Annotated in this window: 4 protein-coding genes and 2 pseudogenes; 1 reads left to right on the top strand and 5 read right to left on the bottom strand. The window is 74.3% G+C overall.

The annotated features are described in order from the left end of the window. Positions 1-116: 116 nt before the first annotated feature. The 4 genes and pseudogenes from EAO70_RS22630 to EAO70_RS22615 all read right to left on the bottom strand — a co-directional run. Positions 117-1,175 carry an aminotransferase class V-fold PLP-dependent enzyme gene (locus EAO70_RS22630; protein WP_148004637.1) on the bottom strand — a complete coding sequence of 353 codons (1,059 nt, stop codon included), beginning with the start codon at positions 1,173-1,175 and terminating at the stop codon, positions 117-119. Between the two features lie 101 nt (positions 1,176-1,276). Further along, a complete protein-coding gene (locus EAO70_RS22625) occupies positions 1,277-1,984 on the bottom strand; it encodes a DsbA family oxidoreductase (protein WP_148004636.1) in 708 nt (235 codons plus the stop codon). Positions 1,985-2,057: 73 nt separating this feature from the next. Then, entirely contained in the window at positions 2,058-2,534 is a 477-nt protein-coding gene (locus EAO70_RS22620) for a GNAT family N-acetyltransferase (protein ID WP_148004635.1), read from the bottom strand. Between the two features lie 153 nt (positions 2,535-2,687). Beyond that, positions 2,688-3,110 (bottom strand): annotated as a pseudogene (locus EAO70_RS22615) (helix-turn-helix transcriptional regulator); the annotation flags it as partial. An 88-nt stretch (positions 3,111-3,198) separates the two neighbouring features. On the opposite strand from EAO70_RS22615, the pseudogene EAO70_RS22610 reads away from it, so the two are divergent. Then, positions 3,199-3,351: pseudogene (locus EAO70_RS22610) on the top strand (zinc-binding dehydrogenase); the annotation flags it as partial. 96 nt (positions 3,352-3,447) lie between these two features. Here EAO70_RS22610 and EAO70_RS22605 read toward each other — a convergent pair. Next, entirely contained in the window at positions 3,448-3,945 is a 498-nt protein-coding gene (locus EAO70_RS22605; RefSeq protein WP_148004633.1) for a cupin domain-containing protein, read from the bottom strand. Positions 3,946-4,016: the final 71 nt, after the last annotated feature.

The raw sequence follows: 4,016 nt of genomic DNA, 5'->3' as shown, positions 1-4,016 counted from the left end.
GGGGGGCTGCGCCGGGTGCGCGGACCCGGGGGGCTGCGCCGGGTGCGCGCTCCGGCGCGCCCTCCCGGCCCGGGGCGGCACCGTGTTCGCGCCCGGGTCCGGGGCGACGCCGGGGGTCAGCCCGCCAGGGCCTCCAGCGCGCGGTCCACGTCCGCCGCCGTGTTGTACAGGTGGAAGGACGCGCGCAGATTGCCCGCGCGGACGGAGAGCAGGACGTCCGCCTCGCGCAGCGCGTCCGCGCGGTCCCCGAGCCCGGGGACGGCGACGACCGTCGAGTCGTCCATGACCGGCGCGTGGCCGAGGGCGACGAGGCCGGAGCGGAAGCGGGCCGCGAGCCCCTTGTTGTGGGCCTCGATGCGCTCGATCCCGATCTCCTCCAGGAGCGCGAGCGAGCGGGCCGCCCCGTGGTACGCGAGGAAGCCCGGGGGCTCGTCGAAACGGCGGGCGGAGCGGGCCAGTTCACGGACCGGGCCGTAGCTGTTCACCCACATCTCCTCGCCGGTCACCCAGTTGGCGTGGATGGGGAGCAGCGAGTCCTGCGCCTCCTCGGTCACGGTGAGGAAGGACGCCCCGCGCGGGCAGAGCAGGTACTTGTAGCCGCCGGCGACCGTGTAGTCCCACTCCCCCGCGCGCAGCGGCAGCCAGCCGGCCGACTGGGTGGCGTCCAGGAGCGTACGGGCCCCGTGCGCGGCCGCCGCGGCCCGGACCGCCGGCAGGTCCGCGGTCCGGCCGTCGGCCGACTGCACGGACGAGAGGGCGACGAGCGCGGTGTCGGGGCCGACGGACTCGGCGAGCCGCTCCAGCGGGACGAAGCGGGTGCGGAGGTCGCCACGGATCGTGAAGGGCGTGATGACGGAGGAGAAGTCGCCCTCGGGGAAGAGGATCTCCGCGCCCGCGGGCATCGACTGGGCGATCATGCCGCAGTGCACGCCGACCGAACTGCCGACGGCGACGCGCTCGTGCGGGACGCCGACGATCCTGCCGTACGCGGCGCGGGCCTCGGCCACGGTCTCGAAGTCCCCGGCGCCGCCCGCCCGGCCGGCGGCGGTCTCCTCCGCCAGGAGCGTGATCGCGTCGACGGTCCGGCGGGGCAGCAGACCGCACGCCGAGGTGTTGAGATAGGTGTGCTTGGGCGCGAACTCGGCGCCGCCGAGCGGCTCTTCCAGAGAATCCATGGCCCCAGCCTGGGTTCCCCACGATCGCCCGTCAATGGGTGCCGATCATGGGGAGTCCCCAAGCCGCTCTTATCTCCGCAGGTGGGAGGGGGGTGCGGGCGTCAGGCGCCCGGGACCTCGCAGCTGCCGTCGGTGTCGCAGACGGCCGCGTCCCCGCCGACGGTCTGGAGGGTCCGGCCCTGCCAGGCCTGCTCCAGGGCCTGGGTGAAGACCTCGGCGGGCTGGCCGCCGGAGATGCCGTAGCGCCGGTCGAGGACGAAGAACGGCACGCCGTTCGCCCCGAGCTCGGCCGCCTCGCGCTCGTCCGCGCGCACGGCGTCGGCGTAGGCGGAGTCGTCGGCGAGGACGGACCGGACCTCGGCCTCGTCGAGACCGGCCTCCACGCCGAGCGTCACCAGGGTCTCGGCGTCGAAGACGGAGCGCTCCTCGGCGAAGTTGGCGCGGTAGGCCAGGTCCAGGAGCTCGTTCTGCCGTCCGCGGTCCTTGGCGAGGTGGAGCAGCCGGTGGACGTCGAAGGTGTTGCCGTGGTCGCGGCCCTCGGTGCGGTAGCCGAGCCCCTCGGAGTGCGCGTTGGAGGCGACGTGCGCCTCCATGGCGCGGGCCTCGTCGAGGGTGCGGCCGTACTTCGCGGCGAGCATCTCCAGGACGGGGCCGGTGTCGGCCTTGGCGCGGTTCGGGTCGAGCTCGAAGGAGCGGTGCACGACCTCGACGTCGTCGCGGTGGGCGAAGGCCTCCAGACCCTTCTCGAAGCGTGCCTTGCCGATGTAGCACCAGGGGCAGGCGATGTCGCTCCAGATCTCGACGCGCATGTGACTTCTCTCCGGGGTTCGACGGCGGGGTGTTCGGGGTGTTCCAGGGCGAGAACGACCCGGCCGGCGGATTTCATTCCGTTTCCGGCCCCAGTGTGAGCCGGAGCACGAGGTGGTCGCCGTCGCGCGGGGTCTCCGGGTCGGGGGTCCAGCCGTGGGCGGCGTAGAAGGCCTGGGCGCGTTCGTTCTTCTCGAAGACCTCCAGGCGCGCCCAGGGCACGCCGGCCGTCCGCCAGCGGTCGACGCAGGCGGCGTGCAGCTCGGTGCCGATCCCCGCGCGCCAGCGGGCGGGCAGGACGTGGAGCTGGGTGAGGTGGGTGACGCCGTCGCGCTCCCCGTACGCCGCGATGCCCGCGACCTCGCCGTCCCGTACGGCGCAGAGGACCGCCCCGCGTCCGACGGCGGCCGTCCAGGCGGTGCGGGAGCGGGCGACCTCCTCGGGGCCGAGGAAGTCGGCGTCGGGGAGGTGGCCCCGGTAGTAGGTGGCGCGGGCCTCGGTGTGGAGGGCGACGACGGCGTCGAGGTCGGCGGGGGTGGCGAGTCGGATCATGGTTGTTCAGGACGCCGGGGAGGGCTCGGCGGTTGCGGCGGACGCCTCCGGCCGCCGGGAGGCGGTCGAAGGAGGAGCGGTGGGCGCTCGGGGCTCGCCCCGACGACGCCGCTCCTCCTCCGTCTGCCGGGCCGTCGGGGCCGTTGAGCGGGCTCAGGCCCCCTTGCGGTACTGCCCCGGGGCCATCCCGTACTCCCGTTCGAAGGCCTTGGCGAAGGCGAACTCCGAGGAGTACCCGGAGCGTTCGGCCACCGCGCGGAGCGGGCGGTCGTCCGTGCGCAGGAGGCGGCCCGCCGTCGTCATCCGCCACCAGGTGAGGTAGGCGAGGGGGGACCGCCCGACGAGGGCGGTGAAGCGGCGGGCGAAGGCGGCGCGGGAGAGGCCGCCGAGGGCGCCGAGTTCCTCGACGGTCCAGGCTCTGGCCGGGTCGTCGTGGAGGGCCCGGAGGGCTCCGGCGACGACCGGGTCGCCGAGGGCGGCCGACCAGCCCGTGCAGCGGTCGGCGCACACGCTGAGCCACCAGGTGCGCAGCAGGTACAGCAGCAGGGTGTCGAGCAGGGCGGGCACGATGGCGTCCCGGGCGATCCGGTGATGGCGGCGGCCAACTTCGAGTTCGGGACGCACGGGGCCGCAGACGGTCCGCACCTACGCCAACGGGGCGCTCGTGCGCACCGCGGAGGGGCGTCGCCAGGTGGCGGGCTTCATCGGCGCGGGGCTGCGCGACGGCTCCCTGGCGCCGGTGATCGCCGAGACCGTCGACGGTCTGGAGCGGATCGCCGACGCCCATCGGCTGATGGAGTCCAACGCGCACCTCGGGAAGATCGTGGTACGCGTCGGGGGGCGACCCCCGGTGGCCGGGCTCAGCGGCGGGGCAGGCCCGGCGGGTTGCCGTCCCGGAGCTCCGGCGGGAGGGTCAGCCGCGCTCGGCGAGCACCCGCTGCCAGACCGGGCTGTCCACGTAGTGGTTGTCGTACTGCTCCGAGGACGCCTTGATCTCCTCGAAGCCCGCCTCGCCCCGCATGACGCGGCCGAGCAGCCGCAGGTAGTCGAAGCGGGCCATGCCGGGGGTGAAGACGAAGAGGACGTCGGCCTCGGCGCCGGGCGCGGCCGCGAAGGCGTGCGGGGTGTGCGGCGGCACGAGCAGGAAGTCGCCCTTCTCCAGGACGGACAGCTCCTCGCCGACGAGCACCTGGAGCGAGCCGTCGAGGACGTAGAACATCTCGGACGCCTTGGTGTGGAAGTGCGCCGGCGCGCCGACCGCCCCCTCGGCGAAGGTGGAACGGTAGCTGGTGAGCAGCCCGCCGGTGGTGTCGGAGTCGGCGAGGAGGGTCATCACGCTGCTCGGGTCCGCGGTGGTCTCGGCGGCGGCGGCGCGGGTCAGGTGCGGGGCGAAGGGCGCGTTCTCGTTCATGATCACTACTCTAGGCGGCCATTGACCTGCGGAACGGGTGCAATCCGTCTGGAAGAACGTGGGTCAATTCC

Origin of the sequence: Streptomyces sp. adm13(2018) (genome assembly GCF_008042145.1) — a bacterium.
GTDB lineage: Bacteria > Actinomycetota > Actinomycetes > Streptomycetales > Streptomycetaceae > Streptomyces.
Note: the sequence above shows the minus strand (reverse complement) of the source record. Positions and strands in the feature narration are given on the sequence as shown.